The organism is Spirosoma aerophilum, assembly GCF_054782495.1.
In genome coordinates, this window is the sequence record NZ_BAAGSJ010000001.1 from 176,792 (window position 1) to 197,915 (window position 21,124).

Below are 21,124 nucleotides of genomic sequence, written 5' to 3' on the forward strand. Positions count from 1 at the left end.
GCATTCGTTGTATTAAGTATTTTCATCAAAATAAGTAATCACTATGATCATTATTAATTATTAATTTCAACTCGAATTTACTTAAAAATAAATCAAGTAATTGATTATCAAAGAATTGACATATTATCTTTATAACTAGATAAAATAGACTGAAAATGCCACCTTTTATAATTATTTCTTTTTTTAATAAAACTATTTCAATACAACAATACGCATATATTTAAACTAATGCTGATATATTTTTATTATCATCCAGACATTAACTATACATTTAATACAGATTAATGTAGTTAAATTCACGTTATACTTTTACCTACCAATTGTGTGCCAAAGACGTTTCTGCAAAGAATCTCATTTCTTAATTTTAAAGAGGTAAATTTTAAATACTTATTAATACCAATTTTGTATATTTTTTTATACCCAATAAATACTTTTCACCTACAAATTACAGAAAAAATAATATACACTGAAAGATACTTTTTTGACTACTTAAGATGAACCTCAATAAAATTTCCCTTCAATATGACGAAGTCTGAAACTCAGGCAGAACGTATTAGATAAGTGGCCAAAAAGAAGACAATTCAGTCAAATTAATTTAGTCAAATCAGCCAGGTGTGCTATCTGGCTCTTTCCTTTTCGTACGTAATCCGGGAATATAGAAAGATGATTGTTACGGTTTGTAGGGTTAAAACGATGACTCATCGGCCACTAATCGCGCTTCACAGGACTGGCCCTACCGCACAAAAAATGCACCCACTACTTTAGCATACTTACTTGTGTATCTTCTTTCTCCTGTTATCCGGAACCAATACCTCATGACACCGAAACGTATCCTCTTCGCCACCATGCCCATGCATGGGCACGTCAATCCGCTAACGAGTCTGGCGGTTTACCTGCAAAACCTCGGGCATGATGTACGCTGGTACACAGGACCCAGCTACGCCGATAAAATCCGTTCGCTCGGTATTCCCTATTATCCGTACCAGCAGGCACAGGAGATCAACCAGTTTAACCTCGACACAAAGCTTCCGGAACGTCAGCAGATCAAAGGCAAAATAGCTCATCTTCGGTTCGACCTAAACAATATGTATTTGCTCAGGGCTCCCGAGTTTGTGGCCGATTTGACCTCGATCCATCAGGAATTTCCATTCGACTTACTGGTTTGTGATCTGCTGTTTACGGGTGCTCCACTCATCAAACAATTGCTGAATGTGCCCGTAGCCGCCGTAGGGGTTGTGCCCCTGGCCGAAACATCGCTGGCCTTGCCGCCGGGAGGCCTGGGTATGGAGCCGTCAAAGAGCTTTTTCGGACGTATAAAACAGCGGATCATGCGGTATATCACCATCAATTATCAGCTCAAGCCCAGTACCGATCTGTTCAATCGCCTGCTGGTTGAACATGGTTTACAACCTAGTCCCGATTTCCTGTTCGACACCTTTATTCGCCAGCCCGACCTGCTGTTGCAAAGTGGTACACCCAGCTTTGAGTACCACCGACCGGACATGAGTCCCAACGTTCGGTTTGTGGGCCCCATGCTGCCCTACAGACGGTATATAGAGTATCGGTTTCAGCAGGTTGAATTGGCAAAGCAATACAAGCGGGTTGTGCTGGTAACCCAGGGCACACTGGAACGCGACCCCGCCAAGATTATCATACCCACGCTGGAAGCGTTTAAAGATGACCCTCAAACGCTGGTGATTGCCACAACAGGCGGTTCAAAAACCGAAGAATTGCGAGCCAGCTACCCACAGACAAATTTTATTATCGAAGACTTTATCGACTTCAATACCGTCATGCCGTATGCCCATGTTTACGTCACGAACGCGGGTTATGGGGGCGTCACCATGGCCATTCAGCACGGCTTACCCATGGTGGCTGCGGGCGTATATGAGGGCAAAAGTGATATTGCTGCCCGCATCGGCTACTTTAAGGTGGGTATCAACCTGAAAACCGAAACGCCTTCAGCTACCCAGATCAGGAAAAGTGTGGAGCAGATCCTGACCGATCGCATCTACAAGCGAAATGTGCAGCGGCTGGGTACTGAATTTAACCAATATGACTCAGATGCCATTTGTGAGAAGCACATTCGGGAGTTGCTGGAAAAGCGGCCTAAAAACCGCCCTACCCCCCGCGTTGCCACACGCCCGGAGGCTTTGGAAATGGCCTATTGAGGGTAACTAACCGTTTCTTTTTCAGAACTATTCGCTGAACAACGCTTGCGGATCACTTAGGTTCTTCGCAATTTGACTGCATCCACCCGACGTTGTATCGACGACAAGACTGCTACACAGAGGAGATCCATCACATCGATATACGGTAACAAACGGCCCCGCGAAACAACGGCCGCATGTATAAACGGCATAAACGGTTTGGTTCTGGTAGGTGCCTTGCTTAATACTTACACCAAGATTTTTGTCGCGGTTACTAACCAGTTTTTGTAGCCAGGGAAGGTCAGTGAGTGGGTTATTCACCCCACAACGGTTGGGTATCGTCTGCTCCTGATGACAGGAGCCAAGCAGCAGCAGGAAGACAAGCCATTTCATATCCGTAAACTTTACCACACCAGACCCGAAATACCGGAAAGGCGTTGTAAGGGGGCGTCAATAAGTAGCGCGCCCGCCCGACAAATCAAAAATAAAGCCCGTATTGAAACTCGCTTCTTCCGACAGAATCCAGGCCGCCAGCGAGGCCACTTCCTCCACAGTGCCCAGCCGCTTCATCGGTATTTTGGCCAGCATGTAGGCCAGTTGGTCGGGAGCGGTATCTTCGTTCAGGGCCGTTTTAATAACTGCCGGAGCTATTCCATTGATGGTGATGCCCGTTTCGGCATACTCTTTCCCGGCTCCTTTGACCAGGCCAATAACGCCCGCTTTCATGGACGAATACCCGGCCATGAACGGGTTGCCTTCTTTCCCGGCAATGGACGCCATGTGCAGAATGCGGCCGTAATTACGCGGCTCCATGGCTTTCACGGCATGCTTCGTCATCAGGAACGCCCCGCGCAGATTGATGCGGTAAATCCGGTCGTAGTCCTCTGTTGAATAGTCCGTAATTTTAGTACTGGTCAGTCCAACGATCCCCGCCGAATTGACCATGATATCCAGCCGGCCATAGGTTTGAACGACCTGATCAATGGCCGCGATCACCGACGCTTCATCTGAAATATCGACGGTCTGCCCACTTGCCCCCAGCCCCGATTCCGTAAATTCTGCTACGGTGCGCTCAAGTGATGCGGTATTGATGTCGAACAGGATAACCGTTGCTCCTTCCGACGCAATTCGTCTGGCAATTCCTTTTCCAATGCCATCGGCACCTCCTGTAATAATAGCGACCCGTTGCGTAAATCGATTCGACATGCGTTGACTATATTCTTTGCGTGAAACCATGTCTTTTTAAACCAAAAAATAACCGGTATATACTGTTTTACCGGTAGTACCGACTGTTCCCGTCAACTGAATAGATCAACTGGCGATTCAGCCGACCGGGACGGTGGGTATCACAGGCCATACAACTCAAATTGTAAAATTTACAGAACGAGTTGTAGTATTTACGCTACCAAAAAAGCTTTTGTCAAAAGTGATTGATCAGACAATCCTGGGTTAGTCTGGAAGCAACAAATCTGTATCTCGTTCATGGTTAAGCCCGTTCATTTCCTATACGTGTTGGGTGCCAGTCTCCTGGGGCTATTGAGCTTTAAAGGGAAAATTGGCAGTTTGCTCGACGAAGGTCCCTCCCCCGCCCATACCCCCCATGAAGAACTGGCCACGTTTCAGCTTGAGCCGGGCCTGAAAATCCAGCTCGTAGCGGCCGAACCGATGGTGCAGGACCCCGTCGTGATTACCTTCGATGAAGACGGTCGCCTGTGGGTCGTGGAGATGCGCGGGTTCATGCCCAACATCAACGGCGAAGGCGAAGACAAACCGGTTGGCCGTATATCCGTGCTGGAAGATACCAATGGCGACGGCCAGATGGACGCTAGCCACGTTTACCTCGATAGCCTGGTCATGCCCAGAGCGCTGGCATTAGTCAAAGGCGGGGCACTCGTGGCCGAAAATGGGGCATTGTGGCTCACCAAAGACACCAACGGCGACCTCAAAGCCGATACTAAAACCCTGATCGACAAAGATTATGCGGGCAGCGGCCTCCCCGAACATTCGGGCAATGGACTCTGGCGCAGCATGGACAACTGGATCTACAATGCCAAATCGCGCTTCCGCTACCACGAAGTCGATGGGAAGTGGCTGCGCGACAGTACCGAAGCCCGGGGGCAGTGGGGAATCAGTCACGACGATCGCGGTCGCCTGCATTACAACTATAACTGGTCGCAGCTCCACGCCGACCTGGTACCACCCAATTACCTCTCCCGTAACAAGCATCATACACCTACCACCGGCATCGACTACGGCCTGACCATCGACCGGCGGGTGTACCCCATCCGGCCCAATCCGGCGGTTAACCGGGGATATATACCGGGCACCCTGGATAAAGACGGCCGTCTGCTGGAGTTTACGGCAGCCTGTTCGCCTTTGGTTTATCGGGGGCAAACGCTGCCTGCACCTTTTTATAATAACGTGTTCGTTTGTGAACCGGCAGGCAACCTCATAAAACGCAATGTCTCGGAGAATAAAGACCTGCTGATTGCTGCCCGCGACCCGCACCCCGGCAAAGAGTTCCTGGCCTCGACCGACGAGCGGTTCAGGCCGGTTCATACGGCAACGGGCCCCGATGGCGGGCTGTACGTAGCCGATATGTACAGGGGTCTTATTCAGCACAGTGCTTACGTAACGCCCTATCTGAAAGACAAAACAATTGAGCGCGACCTGGTGCTGCCCGTTCATCGGGGCCGCATCTGGCGCATTGTGCCGGAGAACTGGCAACCGGCAAAGGGCAAGAAACTATCAGCCGCATCATCGACCGAACTCGTGGCGGAACTGGCCAACCCCGACGGCTGGCACCGCGACATGGCCCAGCGGCTGCTCATCGAGCGCAACGATCAAGAGGTCATTCCTGCCCTGACGGACTTAGCCCGAAAGGGAACAACGAACCTGGGACGTTTCCACTCGTTATGGACACTGGAGGGGCTGCATGCGAGCCGTCCGGAGCTGCTTTTTGACAAGCTGACCGATGCCGACCCGCTGGTCAGTTCTACGGCTCTGCGTTTGCTGGAACCAATGGCAAAAACCGATAAAGCCGTTCGGACAAAGCTGGGGGCGCAGCTCCTGAATCAGTGGGCGAAAGCCCCCATTGAGCAGATTCTCCAGATGACGCTCACCGCAGGCGTGCTGGACCCATCGGCTGCTCACCCACTACTGGCAGGTATCGTCAACAAATACGGCGAATCGGCATTGATCCGGGATGCGGCCCTTAGCAGCCTGTACAACCAGGAGTTCGCCTTTTTGCAAACCCTGCTGACCGCTCCTCAATGGCAAACACAGGAACCGGCGAAAGAGATTTTCCTGGAAATGCTCACCACAGCGGTCATCCGCAAACGAAACCCGACGGAACTGGCCGCCCTGCTGAACCGGCTGAACGTGAACAAAACAGCGATGAACTGGCAGGAAAAAGCCATTCTTACCAGTCTATCGATTCAGGGTACCTCCAGCAAGCTGAAACCCGTCAAGCTGGCGTCGGCCCCGAAAATTCTGACCCAGCCAACGGATAAAATCTCACCCGATCGATTGGCGACTCTAAGTGCCATGTTCGAGTGGCCGGGGCACGTTGCCAGCCGAACGGTTTTACCCAAAAAGAGTCTGCTGAACGACGACGAGCAAAAGCTGTTTGCGTCGGGGCGGCAGATCTATCTCAGCACCTGCTCGGGCTGTCATGGAACCGACGGTGCCGGACTCAAGCGATTCGGTCCCCCGCTCATCGGCTCTGACTGGGTTCTGGGCGACGAAAAGCGGCTGTCGCTCATTGTTCTGCACGGCATGGAAGGGCCGGTAGAAGTAGCGAAGCGCGTGTATGATGTGCCCGATATTCTACCCGTTATGCCCTCACACTCCACGATGGACGACGGCTCGATCACGGCCATTCTGATGTATATCCGCAACGAATGGGGCAACAATGCCGGGCCTATCGGCAAACGAACCGTGAGCATGACGCGCGTCACCTCGCAGGGGCGTGTAGTCCCCTGGACAGCCAAAGAACTGAATAACTACATCTCCGAAGGTAAGGCCACCAGCGGCAAATAATCCAGTTACCTGAACTCCTAACCTTCCTTATCATAATGGAAAGACGAAATTTCATACAGACCGCTTCACTCGGTGCGATGGCGCTGTCATTACCGAAGCTGCCGACTTTTCTGAAAGAACGGCCAATGGGTATTGTGGTGCATTCGTACTGGAGCCGCTGGAATTCGAAAGTCGACAGCAAGAAGTACCCGGCCTTTACCAACGCCATTCAGTTGCTCGACCATTGCCACCAGCTGGGTGCCGGTGGGGTGCAGGTGATCGTCAACGGTTGGTCGACGGATTTCGCCAAAAAAGTGCGCGACGAGCGCGAGAAATACGGTTTGTATCTGGAAGGCTCCATTGGCTTACCCAAAAAAGCGGAGGATGTCCCCAAATTTGAACAGGACGTTGTCAATGCCCGCGAAGCCGGTGCCCAGGTGTTGCGCACGGTCTGCTCGACGGGTCGGCGCTACGAAACCTACCACTCGCCCGCAGCTTTTGAAGAGTTAAAGAAAACCGCCCTGGCATCGCTGCAACTGGCCGAACCCGTGCTGCGCAAGTACAAAGTGAAACTGGGTGTCGAAAACCACAAAGACTGGCGCGCTCCGGACCTGGTCAATCTGCTCAAACAGGTCAACAGCGAATGGATTGGCGTTACGCTCGACTTTGGCAACAGCATGGCCCTGCTCGAAGACCCTATGGAAGTCGTACAAACGCTGGCCCCGTATACCTTCAGCACACACGTGAAGGACATGGCGGTGGAGGAATATGCCGACGGTTTTCTACTGTCGGAGGTGCCGATGGGCAAAGGCATTCTCGATCTACCAAAAATGGTCGAGCTGTGCAAAAAGCATAATCCATCGGGCACCTTCAGCCTGGAAATGATCACCCGCGACCCACTGGAAATTCCCTGCCTGACGAATGCCTACTGGGAGACGATGGGCAGCGTTCCCGGCTCCGATCTGGCAAGAATGCTGCGAACGGTCAAGCAGCATAAATACCCCGGTGGCCTGCCGCGGGTGACGCCGTTGAGCGCCGACGAGAAACTGGCCCTCGAAGAACAGAATATTATTGCCTGCATCAACTACAGCAAAGCGAAGCTGGGGCTGGTGTAAGCCCGTCAAACCAATAAGGTTTTAGAAACCGCATTGGTTAATGATCAAAAAGCAATACAACCATAAACTATAAATAATGAGTAAAGAACTCCTTCCGGGCATCCGTCAATTTGACCTTACCGGAAAATCGGCCATCATTACGGGTGGCTCCAAAGGATTGGGTTTAGCGATGGCGGCCGGATTAGCCTCTGCCGGAGCCAATGTCATGCTGGTGAACCGCAACGCCGATGAAGGTACCGCAGCTGCGCAGGAACTGGCGGCTGATTATGGGGTAAAAGCCCTGTCCTTTGCAGCCGATGTGTCGAATGCCGAACAGGCCGAAGCAATGGCAAAAGCCGCTTTCGAAGCCTTTGGTCAGATCGATATTTTGATCAACAGTGCCGGTATCAATATCCGGGGTGCCATTGATGAACTGACACCCGCCGACTTCAACAAGGTGATGGAAGTCAATGTAACGGGTACCTGGCTGTGCTGCCGGGCCGTAACGCCCTACATGAAAACCGCCGGTCGGGGCCGAATCATCAATCTGGCAAGTACGCTGGGGCTGGTGGGTTTGTCGAACCGAACGCCATATACATCCAGCAAAGGAGCTGTTGTGCAAATGACGCGTGCCCTGGCACTGGAGCTGGCCCCTTTCAATATTAACGTCAACGCCATTTGCCCCGGCCCTTTCCTGACCGAAATGAACCTGCCCATCGCCGACACCGAAGAAGGGCTCAAGTTTGTGGTGGGAGCCACGGCGCTGGGCCGCTGGGGTCAACTACAGGAAATTCAGGGAGCGGCTATTTTCCTGGCCAGCGATGCCGGTTCCTACCTTGTCGGCTCCATGCTTACGGTCGATGGTGGCTGGACGGCCCGGTAGACAAAGGCTCAAACAGGTTCCGGCTGTTTGTCAGGTTATATGGTAAAATCAAACAGCCGGAACCTGTTTGAGCCTAAACCCTACCCAATGGAACAAGTAATTGGCAAAGACAAAAAGACACGGGTGCGCTACAGCATGCTGGCGCTGGTCTTCATCAACGTGGTAATCAACTACCTCGACCGAAGCAATATTTCGGTGGCGGGGGCTGCGTTAAGTAAAGACATGGACCTATCGTCAGAACAGTTGGGGTTCATTTTCTCGGCTTTTGGGTGGACCTATGCCCTGCTGCAAATTCCGGGCGGTCTTATCGCCGACCGGTTTGGCCCCCGCATTCTGTATGCTTTCTGCCTCATTACCTGGTCACTGGCTACGCTTTGTCAGGGATTTGTGCGCGGGTTTGCCAGTTTGTTTGCGCTTCGGCTGGCTACTGGCGCGTTTGAAGCTCCGTCTTACCCAATCAACAACCGCATTGTAACAAGCTGGTTTCCTGAACATGAACGGGCTTCGTCCATTGCTCTCTACGTATCGGGGCAGTTTATTGGTCTGGCGTTTTTGACACCAGTTCTGGTTACGGTTCAGTATTATGCCGGGTGGCAGGGTTTATTCATCGGTACAGGAATTGTCGGTTTGATCTGGGGTGTTATCTGGTACCTGTTTTACCGCGACCCGCTCGACCACCCGACCGTCAACAAAGCCGAGCTAGATTATATTGAAGAAGGGGGTGGGCTGTTCAGAGGTCGACAGGCAGGAACGAGTAAAGCGTCTGTCTGGAGTTGGGTGAACGTCAAACAAGTGTTCTCTACCCGAACGTTATGGGGCGTTTATATCGGGCAGTTTGCCGTTAACTCCATGCTCTGGTTCTTCCTGACCTGGTTCCCGACTTATTTGGTCAAATACCGGGGGCTGGATTTTATTAAATCAGGCTATCTGGCTTCGGTCCCCTTTTTAGCGGCCTGTGCGGGTCTACTTCTCTCCGGCTTCGTCTCCGATAGACTGGTAAAGCAGGGAAAATCGGTGACGATGGCGCGGAAAGCGCCTATTATTATCGGTCTGCTGCTGTCGATCAGCATTATTGGTGCTAACTACACAGATGATACGGCACTCATCATCGCCTTTATGGCGCTGGCCTTTTTTGGGTCGGGTATGGCGCTGATCTCCTGGGTCTTCGTGTCTATTTTATCGCCCAAGCACTTGATTGGTCTGACGGGGGGTGTTTTCAACTTTATGGGCAATCTGGCGTCTATCGTAGTACCCATCGCTATCGGCTATCTGGCCAAGGACGGCGATTTTAAGCCTGCCCTCATCTTCGTTGGCGCCCTGGGCCTGATTGGTGCCTGCTCCTACATTTTTCTGGTGGGGAAGATAGAACGGGTTGTCATAAAAGACGCTCAGGCAGGGGTCTTTGCCGGAGAATAAACGGATCAATTTACAGGGGCTAAGTCACCAGGGCCAGCTTGCTTTCGAGCAGGCTGGCCCTGGTGGTTTGTAGGAGCCAACTCGTCAACTTCACGATTGATTGATAATTATAAGGTTGGGAACATTTGTTTACTATGACGGTGTCCAGAATTTAAATTAAGCATTTATCGGTACTATTTATTAATAAAGTATACATATACGAAACTTAAAAACGAATTATAGCCTTATAATCAGACAATTATATACTTATGAAGAAAATTGCATAATTCTAATAAACTTTACTAAAGAATAAATTATTTATCAAAATATTATTGCGACTATTTGCTATTAAGTTAAACTTTATTCTATCTTTAATCATCGAAATCAAAAAATAACAAATAATACCGTTTACTAAACTAGTAAATTCATAGTTGTTATAGATAGTATTATTCATATATGTCCGCTTAGTTATTAAAGATAATACAAAGGTATTTTACGTATTTAAAGAAGGGAGCCTCTACTGAAGTTCCCTTTCTTTTTTTACCCATCCTCAGTCATACGTACTGCTTCCTATATCTGCTTTCACTTCGCAGAACGCGCTACTCTTTCTGGTAGAAAATAGCCAGCCAGATCGTTTCTTCGTCTTCTTTTGTCCATTCAACCCGGTGTTTAAGGTGGGCAGGGAAATTCATGTACATACCTGGTAAAAGCTCCACCAATTCATCGACCCCATCGAGCCGAAGCCGGGCCGCGCCTTTCACCAACAGAACCCACTCGTGCTGGTCCTGATCATACCAGAACCCGTCGGGAGAAGCATGCCCTTTCGAGACGATGCGCTCTACGGAAAACCGGCTGCCCGTTAATAGTGTATCGACTATTTCTTCAGGCAGAGAAGCCGGAATAGTTGAAAATAGATTACCAGTCGTCATGTCTAAAGCCCGTTAACAATTGTCTATTTATTCAGATCAATTATAGCGGATTATTGCGCCCGATAAGCAAAACGAATCAACAAACGAACATCTTCTCGGCCAAGCTGCGTATATCTGCGGTTAACTGTGCTTTATAAGGTAATGGAAAAGACATTAGCCCCGTCCCGGTGGTATCGACTGATACCCATAGCCTTTATCACCTATAGCCTTGCCTACCTGGACAGGGCCAATTTCGGGTTTGGTGCCGCCAGCGGCATGGCCGCCGATCTGCACATCACGCCTTCCATGTCTTCCCTGCTGGGGTCATTATTTTTTCTGGGTTACTTCTTTTTCCAGGTCCCCGGCGCTATTTATGCCGAAAACAGAAGTGCAAAAAAACTCATCTTCTGGTCGTTGATCCTGTGGGGCGGTCTCGCCATGGCCACCGGCATCATCAGCAACGTTAACCTGTTGATTGTTATCCGCTTCATGCTTGGCGTTGTCGAGAGCGCCGTCATGCCGTCCATGCTGCTCTTCCTGAGCCGATGGTTCACAAAAGCGGAACGGTCAAGGGCCAATACCTTTTTGATTCTCGGCAATCCGGCCACCATTCTCTGGATGTCAGTGCTTTCCGGTTACCTGATTAAATCCGTCGGCTGGCGATGGATGTTCATTATTGAAGGCCTGCCAGCCATTATCTGGGCGTTTTTCTGGTGGCGGCTGGTAGCCGACAAGCCTAAGGATGCCACCTGGCTGACAGCGTCGGAACAACAGGATGTCGAAGATGAGCTGCAAAAAGAGCAGCAGGGCATTAAGCCCGTCAAGAATTACGCAGAAGCGTTTAAATCCAGAGTTGTGATTCTGCTGAGCCTGCAATATGCTCTCTGGAGCATTGGCGTGTATGGATTTGTCATGTGGCTTCCGTCCATTATCAACGCAGCCCCGAACATGAACATCGTCAAAACGGGGTGGTTGTCTTCCGTTCCTTATGTACTGGCTATTATCGGCATGTTAAGTGCCTCCTACTTTTCGGATAAATCGCAGAACAGAAAACTCTTTGTCTGGCCATTTTTATTATTGGGGGCCATTGCGTTTTATGCCTCTTATCTGGTTGGCACCAGCAATTTCTGGCTGTCCTTCGGCCTTTTGATTTTAGCAGGCGGGGCTATGTATGCCCCTTATGGGCCATTTTTTGCCATCATCCCCGAGATCTTGCCCAAGAACGTGGCGGGTGGTGCGATGGCACTTATCAATAGTCTGGGTGCGTTGGGTTCCTTTGCCGGTTCGTACGTAGTTGGCTATTTGAATGGATCGACGGGTGGGTTCGGAGCCTCTTACATTTTCATGGCCGGCTCCCTCCTTCTATCCGCGCTTATTACGCTGATCGCCGTAAAGACCCCCAATAAGCGACCAGTCCCCGAAACGTTGGTTGTGCAGTAACGATGCCGATCGCTCTCCGGGCAAACTCACTGTATCGTTTTCAAATTCATCAATTCCTCAGGCCCCCTTATCTTTAAGTTGTTGCTGATTGATCATGGCACCGGGACTAATGCCGTATCGTTGCTGGTATAGTCGGGAAAAGTAGGACACCTTCTGAAAGCCAACGTTAAAGGCAACCTCTTTAATAGTTTTGTAGCGGTTTGACTCCAGCAACTCGCGAGCGGTCTGGAGTCGTACATCCTGCACAAATTGGATGGGCGAAAGTCCCGTCAGCGTTTTAATACGCCGGTAAAATTGCCGCTGACTCATATTGGCCGCTTCGGCTAAATCATTGACCTGAAATCGGCTGTCGGTTAGCTGAACGACAATCTGCTGCTGAATTCCCTGTAGCCAATGTTCCGTTGTGGAGACTGAGCCCTCCGGAGCGGATTCTTCGTCAGGGTTTTCATCAGCATCCTGCGTTAGCCAGAAATTCCGTTCGACGGCACGGTCGAGCAGGTTGTGCACACGCGCCAGTAGCTCATCTTCGTCAAAGGGCTTGGTCAGATAGTCCGCCACACCCAGTTGCAAAGCCTGCAACTGTACCTCCCGGCTAACACGCGCCGTAAGCATAATGACCGGAATACGGCGCAGGTTGGTTTGCTTGCGCAGACTTGCCAGCAGGGCCATACCGTCCATCTCGGGCATCATCATGTCTGTCAGAATAAGTTGCGGCAATGCATCGACAGCTTGCCGGTCAAGCCATTCATACGCTTCCCGGCCATTACGGCACCAACGCAGCGCATAGTGAGGTTCCAGCAGTGTCTGGATGTAAATAGCCATATCCGGATTATCTTCGACAACCAGCACCAGTTCCCGATCTGAATTGGTTTCAGCAGTTGGCATACTCTCTTTCAGCGCGGCTACCTCCGCCGGTAGGGGCGGCAAACGCGTTGCCGGTAGTGGAGACACGACTTTGGGATAGGTGAAGGTGAACGTACTTCCCTGCCCCACAATGCTTTTGGCCGTAATCTCTCCCTGCCATAACCGGCAATACTCCCGGCAAAGCGCCAGGCCGATGCCAGTCCCACCCCGCAAGGGTGCGTCCGGTTGGCGCGACTGGTAATATCGATCAAAGATGTAGGGCAGATCGTCGGGATGAATACCACTACCGGTATCCTCGACGGATACCCGTATAGTTTCCGGCTCCTCAACCACACGAACAGTAACACTGCCTCCGCTGGCGGTAAAGTGGAGGGCATTTGCGATAAGGTTACGGAGCACTGTTTCCAGTTTCGCTACATCAAAAAGCATTCCCAGCGGTCGCTCAAGGCCAATTGAAATTAATGTCAGACCGGCAAAACCCGCCTGAGTCGAGAACGCAGCCACTGTTCGGGCCACCACCGATCGCAGATCAGCCGGTTGAGCATCGAGCAGGAGCTGACCCGCTTCCAGTTTTCCCAAACCCAGCAGATCATTGACCAATTCCTGAAGCTGCCGGGCATTACGCTCCATCGTAACCAACAAACGGCCTGTCGCTGTATCGGTATTTCGTTTGGCCAAATACATGATAGGGCCAATGAGCAACGTTAGGGGTGTGCGAAACTCATGCGTGACGTTCGCAAAAAAGCGGGATTTGAGCGTGTCATTTTCCCGTAATTCTGCTGCCTGCTGTTCAATAATGGCTTTATCCGCTTCTATCTGTGCCGTACGATGGGCAACCTCTACTTCAAGCCGGGCCGTTTCCTGCCTTAATCGTTGGTTACGCCACCGGAAAAGAGCGATCACAGCGCCGGTAATGGCTAGTAATGCCAATGTCAGAAACCAGATACGCTGGTAGATTGGCGGTTGCACAACTACCGGCATCGTAACGATATTGGATACCCATTGCCCGTTGCTATTCTGCATCCGTACGTCCAGCTGATATGCTCCGGGAGGCAACCCGTTGATACGCAGATCGGATTGAAGCTGAGAGGTCCAGGCATCCTGCCAGCCCCGTATACGATACCATAGCCGGGTTTGCCCCAGGAATCGATAATCCAGCAGGGCAAACGATATCAGAAAGGCCCGGCTGGACGAGGCCACCTGAATGGGCTGACCGGGCTGATAGTTGGTAATAGTTCCCACCATACTGCCGGTTTGCCCATCCACTTGCTGCAACTGAGTGACAACCAATGGCCCATTGGTGGGGCCACTGGGCTGAATCTGGTTTGGCTGAAAGGCGGTTACTCCGTTTAATCCACCCAGAAAGAGCCGTCCATCGGGTGCCTGAAAATGCGACAGCAGGTTAAACTCTTCGTGTGTTGTGCCATCCTTAGGCAAATAGGTTTGAAACTGTTTCGTTCGTTTATCGAAACTTACCAGGCCGTAATCCGTTGTAAACCAGAGCCTGTTTTTATCCCGGCGTTTTGCCGGGTCAGGATGATCCGTATACAGACAATAGAGTGTCGGATTCAACAACCCATTGGCTTGACCAAACTGACGGTACCGACCGGTAGCGCGCTCCCAGCGGATAAGACCGCCCCCCCGCGTAGCCAGCCAGTAGATGCCGGGGGTATCGGGATCAACGTGAACGAATGTGATATGGTTAAACGGCAGATGCCGTGGCGAAGGTTGCTCCGTACTGTAGCGTTCAACAATACCTTTCAGGGTATCCAGTAAATAAAGCCCCGACGACGCAGCTACCCATAACCCGCCAGCCTGCCGGTCAGGGAAGAAGCCATTGACCCGATTTTCGGCCAGTTCAGGAAAATTGTTGTAACGGGTAAAGAGTTGGTTACGCTTTTGCGCCACGTTAAAGTAGCTGATACCCTGATTATAACCCAGCCAGAGATTATGCCGCCCGTCGGGCCAGATAGACAGGCATATATTATTACCCCCCCGCAGCGGATACTGGGTAATCGTCTGGGCAGCAGGCTTCACCAGGGCCAGCTTCACGCGGGCTGTCCAAAGGCCGCCATCTGACGCGGGTACTACAGACTCCTGCTCAAGAAAATCGGTTTGCTGAATCTTTTGAAAAGGCAGGGGCACTTGTCGGCTCCCCGTCTTCAAATCGACCAGCCAGCTCTCTTTGGCGTTTACCCACAGGGAGTTATCAAAAAGCATTAGTCCGCGCGTAGCATCACCAAAACCGGTATTGGTATAAAGAGGATGGTACAGGTAACGAAGGAAACGGTTGGGTGTTAACGTCAGCAGGAGGAAGCCATCATTTAACGCCACCCAAACTCCTCCCGACCGGTCGACCATCAGACTACCTAAAATCGGACTTTTCGATAAGGGAAAATTAGAGGTGGCCAGATCAAAAACGACCCCTTTTGCGGGATGCCAGGCGAAGAGCGTTTCTTTACCCAGAAACCAGAACAAATCATGATTCGGGTCATAGATAATCTGATCGTTCATCAGCGCCAGATTCGTTCTGCTGCGGCTGGCGGGAAAGGGGCTTCTGTCAAACTGAATAGGCACATTTATTAACTGGCCATCCGGCTCAAGCCTGTAAAGAAATTTGTCGAGCTGGTGCGCTGCCAGGAGGGGCAGTAAATCCTGTCTTAACTGATGATCGATTCGTTGAGCCAGGTATATACGCCCCTGGGCATCAGTACAAACAGGCCGTAAGAGTTTAGGCAGGGACAGACGACGCTGCAGACGACCTGATGCGCTAAGCTCAACCAGTTGATATTGTGATTCGGTTGTATCGCTGACGACCAATAATAGCGAGCCAGCCGTAGTGGTCGTCACTGTGTTTAAGTGAACGGGCGTTGGAGAGGTATAGATAGGAGCCAGTTTTTTTTTGCCGACATATCGATACACATGGCCGTCTTCCTGAAAGAGCACCAATGGGATAGCGGGCAATGTTCTGACACCCTGCTTTCCAATAACCTGACCTATTGAAAATTGAGCAGGCCCAGCCCCCGAAGCCAGCTTAACGGTGTATGGAATCGTTTTCTGCTGACTCGGCACCCAGCGTTCAACCCACTGCTCCAGGGCTGATCGAGCCTTCAAAAACCAGAGCGTACCCGTGTGGTCAGTACGAATATTCGATATATAAACGGGCAACTGACTACGGGAAGGTCGCGGATGATTCGGGAGCGGTAGAAAGCGGCTCCCGTCAAAACGGTAGGCATTATTGAGCGTTCCAACCCAGATGAAACCCTGGGCATCCTGAGCGATCTCCGTTACTGATCGATTGGGTAACCCCTGCTCAATAGAGAAATGTCGTAGCTGTACGATGTATGGTGGCGTGGCGGGCGGAATCGACGCCCCATACACAGGCCCCTCAGCCCTACTGATGGTCAGATGGCCTACCATTAAGCCTATCAGCAGGCAGATACGAACATGTAGATGTCGACAGATCAACTCAATGCTACTTTTCACAAGTGAAAGTAGCTAAAAAGCGTGAAAAACAGATATTTTGTCCAATTCGGGGACAACTTTGGCCAATCTGGGGAGCTCAAATGTACCGTTCTTTGTCAGTAATAAATTGCACGAATCTAAGGAATCTGACCTGGTTAAGCCCGATACGTGAACCGCCATTTTCATCTTTGCTTTAACCAGTTATATACCGATAAAAGCTGGACTCTTCATTGAGTCAATTTATAGTTCATTACCACCGACTTGTCCTTAATTAATTCCATGAAATCAATTCATCTCTTCCTGTGCAGACACCCGGTCTGCCGCTTCCTATTTATATCCTGATTTAACGACAGGCTTTTCTATCAATACGACTACCTGTTTTACACGGAAATCAGCTTGACGTGCTTACTCCGATCAAGTAAATCGATACTGAAGTTACAGGCAGACATCTCTTACTACCATTCCGATCCGTAACAAGTCAGGGTGATGCAATCGACTCTATTTTTTAACCAACAACGTCTTATTCCTACCTCTCCGATTACCAATGATTCACATGTCCGATCAGGAGCTGGTTACATTGTATCTTAACACAGGCAATAACCAGCATTTTGCCCAACTTTATAATCGGCACCGCCACCGGGTTTATCAGAAATGCTTCTCTTACACAGGCAATAGCGATGACTCTGAAGACTTCGTTCAGGAAATTTTTGTTCGGTTGACTCAGAAACTTACCAGCTACAAAGGAGATGCAAAATTCACGACATGGCTGCATGTCGTTACGGTTAACTACTGCCTCGACCAGATGCGCAAGAAGCAGCAACAGCAGTCTATGTGGTGTAAGTACCTGTTCGAGGCAACACCTACCTATGAGTGGTCGACATGCACCTCCGACGAACCCTACATTGAGGCTTCCGAAAAGGTATTGAAACAGCTTACACCCACCCAACGCAATCTGCTTGTGACAAAGTATGGCGATAGTATGTCGATCAAAGACATTGCCCTAAGCCAGCGAATCACATCGAGTGCGGTAAAGATGCGCATTAAACGAGCGCGTGATTATGCCCGTACGCTCTATGACAAAGCACTGGCCGAACAGGATTATTTAGGATAAACCGTTAAATACCCCAGGGGTTTACCCAGCCAACACCTGCTATAAAGCCCCAAAAACTGACCTGCCCATTTGATAAATCATCAAATGGGCAGGTCAGTTTTTGGGGCTCCGGTTTACTGGTTGAATCGGATGCTGTTCAGCTGAATAATATCGGTATTGGGTTTTGTCCATTTTACCGCAATGACATATACATCGTGCCGACCGGTAAAAGGCTTGTCGAAGGTACCCGTTACCTGATTCGTTTTCTTCCAGTCGCCGGTAGCGGTATAAGCGGCCCGGCTCACAACAGGGCCCGCATAGGAATCGAGCCGAACCTCGATCTCGCCATCTTTATTGAGCGACGAATAATCATACGTCAGCGATTTGATAGTTGTCATATCTACATCTTTCAGCAACACATACGCCTTGTTACTTCCTGGCGACAGGCGGCTGCCAAAGCGGGGGAATCCGACATATGCATCGGCGTTCAGTGTTTTGACCGTAGCGTTACGCAAAGTGATCACCTCAGAACTGGTTAGTGGCCCCACGCTTTTCGTACCCATATCCGTATACGTCGCCAGCAGCGTATACTGCCCACGCGCGTCTTCGGGTTTGTGTTCGTTCAGGGCAAGTGTCCCCTGGAGCGGCACAGCCTTTTGTTTACGGGCGTCAGTCAGCGAGAAGATGTATTTAACCATCTCCTGAGCATCCTGAGCTGGAATTTGCGGGTGGGCGCTCATCAGGTGGTCTTTACTCCAGTTGCCGCCCCCACCTTCAATAATTTTCCGGGCGAGCCGTTCCACGCTGCCCGCCTGCCCTTTGTATCGATCAGCCACGGCCAGAAACGTTGGTCCTACCGACGGTTTATCGATGGTATGACAAGCCTTGCAGTCACTGCCGGCAACGAGCGTTTTTCCCAGTGAACTATTACTTGCCAGTGCTACCTCCTGATGCCCCTGCTGAGGTGCTGCCAGCGGTGCGCCACCCGGTTGGGCACTGTATTCATAAATCACTTTGATACGCTTCGGGTCTATTTTCTTATCTTCTTTATCGGTCACTTTCACCGCATAGGTAAACGGCTTATTCTCCCAGAAGAATGATTTGTTATCCGGAGTCACAATGGCCAGATCGGGTTTGGCGTTGCCCACTTTCACCGAGATGGTATCCATACCCACCTGCCCCATTTTGTCGGTCACTTTCAGAATGGCATTATAGACACCAGGCTGCGTGTAGGTGTAGGCGGCCATGGGTTTCGTTGATCCTACTGTTTTTCCATCGAACAGCCACTGGTACGTTACCTCGTCATCGTCGTCCAGATCGGTACCGCGCCCGGTGAACTTCACGCGCAGGGGAGCCAGTCCAACCGCTTCGCGGAGAATAGGCGCATTGCGGGCGTCGGAGGTCAGGTACGAGCGGGCATTGCGTTGGGCAGCAGCTACCGAATCGACCACGCTGGCGCGGGCAATGGGAGCCCGGTTGCCGGTATTGTACTCAATTTTCACCAGACGGGCATCGTCGTTGTCGGCTCCATACACGGAGCCGTATTCCAGCATATACATGACTCCGTCTTTACTGAATGCCAGGTCAATGGGACGTCGAAAATCGCCCTGGGCCGCCATGAACGGCTCGGTACGGATGTAGTTGTCGTTTTTGTCGACCCGAACGGCCATCACCCAGTTGCGCATCCAGTCGAAGATGAACAGGGCACCGTCGTAGTATTCCGGAAATTTATTTTTCGAGGGCGAACTCCGGTCATAGGTGTAAAATTCACCGGCCATGGCACTGCGTCCACCCAGCCCTAATTCCGGAAACTCTTTCGAAGCTGCGTATGGATACCAGATCATGGCCGGATTGGCTGGCGGCAGGTTCTTCAGGCCATTGTTCTTGGGCGAGTTATTGACCGGCGCTTTTGGGTCGAAACGGGGACCAACGGCGTTTGTCGCAAAGTCCAGATCGCCATATGGCTGGCTATTGCCAATGAACAGCGGCCAGCCGAAGTTTCCCGCCTTTTTGGCCTGGTTAAACTCGTCGTAGCCACGTGGCCCCAACGTACTGCTGTCTTTCCCGGCATCGGGGCCAATTTCTCCCCAGTATAAGACCGATGATTTAGGGTTCAGGGCAATGCGGTAGGGATTTCGCAAGCCCATAGTATAAATCTCGGGGCGCGTCTGGGCCAACCCCTTGGAAAACAGATTGCCCTCCGGAATGGTGTACGTACCATCGGCCTGGGGGCGTATCCGTAAAATTTTACCCCGCAAATCGTTGGTGTTAGCCGCCGTTCCCCGCGCGTCGGCCGCCAGATGATCGGGGCGGGCGTCGATAGGCGCGTAGCCGTTAGAGGGGAATGGATTGGTGTGGTCGCCGGTCGACAGATAAAGATTGCCTTCTTTGTCGAACGCCAGCGAACCGCCGTGGTGCGAACCCGGCTGGTCGATGCTGGGCACGGTCAGCAGAATTTTTTCGGAAGCCAGATCGAGGGTGTTATCCTCCTTCACGACAAAGCGCGACAGGTTGTAGAACGGGTCCTGCGTAAACTGAGGGGAATAATAAACGTACAGAAAATGGTTGCTCGCGAAGTTCGGGTCCAGCGTTATGCCCTGCACGCCATGCCCCGCTTTGGTGGGCACATCGAAGCGATGCACCAACTGACTTTTGTTGGTCTGGCTGTTAAAGACCGACAGATTACCGCTTCGTTCGGTGAAGAACACTCGTCCATCCGGCGCCACGGCCAGTTCCATCGGCTCGTTCAGGTCGTTGACGAGTACGGTCTTCACAAACCGATTCTCTTCCGGCGTTACCGCGGCATAGGCTTTGCTGTAGTCGAGCGGTTTGCCGCTGCCCATCACCCAGTTCAATGCCCCCAGCAGGTGCTGCACAAAAAGGGGTTCGCTGAAGCTTGAATCTTCATGGCCGCCACCGGTATAATACGCCCGGCCGCCATCGAACTCATGGTACCAGGCAATGGGGTGGTTGCTGCCGTTGATACCGCCTTCGTACGTACTTTCGTCCAGATTGGCCACCACCGTCAGGTCGGAATAGAGCGATCGGTAGTTGTACCATTCATCGGTGCGCTCCCAATGGTCGGGCAGATGGGCCGTAGAAGGGTGATTTTTGTCGGTAACGTCAACGGTTGCCTTGCGCACATTGGAATTGTTGGGGTGACTGGCAAAATAACCACCGGCCAGTTTGTTGTACCAGGGCCAGTCATATTCGGTATCGGCTGCGGCATGAATACCCATATACCCGCCCCCGGCCTGAATGTAGCGCTCAAAAGCAGCCTGTTGTTTCTGATTCAGCACATTACCGGTTGTACTCAGGAAAACAACGGCGGTATAGTGTTTTAGACTGTCATCGGTAAAATAATCAGCGTTTTTGGTGGTATCGACCCGAAACGACTGTTCACGCCCCAGTTTCTGAAGGGCCGCAATCCCGAACGGAATCGAAGTGTGTTTCCAGCCTTTTGTCTTCGAAAAAACCAGCACTCGTTTTGGCCCGGCCTGAACAGCCACGGACTGATTAACAGGAGTAGCCGACGCTGTGGCCGCAGGAGCCGCTGCCACGGGCGATGTGGTAGATTGGGTGGTTGTTTTCTGGTTACTTAAGCAGGCATATAGCCCAACACTCGCTCCAAGTACGCCCAGAAAACGGAGTGAATAAGTAAGGTGTGTAGAGGACCAAATCATAAGAAATTAAATTTGAGCGGTCGGTTAAGTGGAAAAGGATTGCTTGAAGTAAGGACGTGTTGAGCCGGTTAACTGGCGTTGGCTAATAAGAGATAAAACGGTATAAACTACCCGGTTATAGATGGTGATTTA

The 21,124-nt window shown here is 51.1% G+C and carries 12 protein-coding genes; 7 read left to right on the forward strand and 5 right to left on the reverse strand.

Annotation, left to right across the window (positions count from 1 at the left end; translation table 11 throughout):
* Nucleotides 1-815 precede the first annotated feature (815 nt).
* A complete protein-coding gene (locus ACYVK4_RS00720; protein WP_461125565.1) occupies nt 816-2,171 on the forward strand; it encodes a glycosyltransferase in 1,356 nt (451 codons plus the stop codon).
* 27 nt (nt 2,172-2,198) lie between these two features.
* Here ACYVK4_RS00720 and ACYVK4_RS00725 read toward each other — a convergent pair whose 3' ends face one another.
* Entirely contained in the window at nt 2,199-2,543 is a 345-nt protein-coding gene (locus ACYVK4_RS00725; protein WP_461125566.1) for a hypothetical protein, read from the reverse strand.
* A 57-nt stretch (nt 2,544-2,600) separates the two neighbouring features.
* Nucleotides 2,601-3,386 carry an SDR family NAD(P)-dependent oxidoreductase gene (locus ACYVK4_RS00730; RefSeq protein WP_461125567.1) on the reverse strand — a complete coding sequence of 262 codons (786 nt, stop codon included), beginning with the start codon at nt 3,384-3,386 and terminating at the stop codon, nt 2,601-2,603.
* A 246-nt stretch (nt 3,387-3,632) separates the two neighbouring features.
* Here ACYVK4_RS00730 and ACYVK4_RS00735 point away from each other — a divergent pair, with 246 nt between their 5' ends.
* From ACYVK4_RS00735 to ACYVK4_RS00750, 4 genes are all read left to right on the forward strand, one after another.
* Complete coding sequence (locus ACYVK4_RS00735; protein WP_461125568.1) at nt 3,633-6,191, forward strand: DUF7133 domain-containing protein; 2,559 nt, start codon at nt 3,633-3,635, stop codon at nt 6,189-6,191.
* A 35-nt stretch (nt 6,192-6,226) separates the two neighbouring features.
* Nucleotides 6,227-7,285, forward strand: coding sequence for a sugar phosphate isomerase/epimerase family protein (locus ACYVK4_RS00740; protein ID WP_461125569.1), 1,059 nt, complete (start codon nt 6,227-6,229; stop codon nt 7,283-7,285).
* 76 nt (nt 7,286-7,361) lie between these two features.
* On the forward strand, nt 7,362-8,147 hold the full coding sequence (locus ACYVK4_RS00745; RefSeq protein ID WP_461125570.1) for an SDR family NAD(P)-dependent oxidoreductase: 786 nt from the start codon (nt 7,362-7,364) through the stop codon (nt 8,145-8,147).
* Between the two features lie 87 nt (nt 8,148-8,234).
* Entirely contained in the window at nt 8,235-9,563 is a 1,329-nt protein-coding gene (locus tag ACYVK4_RS00750) for an MFS transporter (protein ID WP_461125571.1), read from the forward strand.
* A gap of 578 nt (nt 9,564-10,141) precedes the next feature.
* Here ACYVK4_RS00750 and ACYVK4_RS00755 read toward each other — a convergent pair.
* Nucleotides 10,142-10,471: a cupin domain-containing protein gene (locus ACYVK4_RS00755; RefSeq protein ID WP_461125572.1), complete on the reverse strand. Its 330-nt coding sequence runs from the start codon at nt 10,469-10,471 to the stop codon at nt 10,142-10,144.
* A 141-nt stretch (nt 10,472-10,612) separates the two neighbouring features.
* Between ACYVK4_RS00755 and ACYVK4_RS00760 the strand changes: the two genes are divergently transcribed.
* Nucleotides 10,613-11,890 carry an MFS transporter gene (locus ACYVK4_RS00760; RefSeq protein ID WP_461125573.1) on the forward strand — a complete coding sequence of 426 codons (1,278 nt, stop codon included), beginning with the start codon at nt 10,613-10,615 and terminating at the stop codon, nt 11,888-11,890.
* Nucleotides 11,891-11,947: 57 nt separating this feature from the next.
* Here ACYVK4_RS00760 and ACYVK4_RS00765 read toward each other — a convergent pair whose 3' ends face one another.
* Nucleotides 11,948-16,240, reverse strand: coding sequence for a hybrid sensor histidine kinase/response regulator transcription factor (locus tag ACYVK4_RS00765; RefSeq protein ID WP_461125574.1), 4,293 nt, complete (start codon nt 16,238-16,240; stop codon nt 11,948-11,950).
* 523 nt (nt 16,241-16,763) lie between these two features.
* Here ACYVK4_RS00765 and ACYVK4_RS00770 point away from each other — a divergent pair.
* Nucleotides 16,764-17,330, forward strand: a complete 567-nt coding sequence (locus tag ACYVK4_RS00770; RefSeq protein ID WP_461125575.1) for an RNA polymerase sigma factor — start codon at nt 16,764-16,766, stop codon at nt 17,328-17,330.
* Between the two features lie 113 nt (nt 17,331-17,443).
* Here the strand turns inward: ACYVK4_RS00770 and ACYVK4_RS00775 are convergent, their stop codons facing one another.
* The gene (locus ACYVK4_RS00775) at nt 17,444-20,992 is read right to left on the reverse strand and encodes a ThuA domain-containing protein (RefSeq protein WP_461125576.1); all 3,549 of its coding nucleotides are present in this window, start codon (nt 20,990-20,992) and stop codon (nt 17,444-17,446) included.
* Between the last annotated feature and the right edge of the window lie 132 nt (nt 20,993-21,124).